Raw genomic sequence first — 265 nt, 5'->3', positions numbered from 1 at the left:
ATAATCGATGGCGCTTTCCAGCCATCGTAGACAATATCGGCATAGGCCAGGTCATGAACCACCAGCACGTCGTAGCGTTTAGCCAGTGCGACGACCTTTTCGAAAAACTCCAGTTCGACACACTGCGCCGTCGGGTTGGACGGGAAGCCTAAGATCATCATCTTCGGTTTCGGGTAGCTTTCGCGAATCGCGCGCTCCAGTTCATTAAAGAAGTCGACCCCTTCCACCAGCGGCACGGAACGCACCTGTGCTCCGGCGATAACGG

Annotated in this window: 1 protein-coding gene; it reads right to left on the bottom strand. The window is 55.5% G+C overall.

The annotated features are described in order from the left end of the window. On the bottom strand, positions 1-265 hold a 265-nt coding region (locus tag FDX22_RS30915), incomplete at both ends, for an aminotransferase class I/II-fold pyridoxal phosphate-dependent enzyme (RefSeq protein ID WP_255432887.1).

The sequence above is a fragment of the Citrobacter sp. TBCS-14 genome (genome assembly GCF_005280805.1).
In the GTDB taxonomy this organism is placed as follows: domain Bacteria; phylum Pseudomonadota; class Gammaproteobacteria; order Enterobacterales; family Enterobacteriaceae; genus Citrobacter; species Citrobacter gillenii.
Note: the sequence above shows the minus strand (reverse complement) of the source record. Positions and strands in the feature narration are given on the sequence as shown.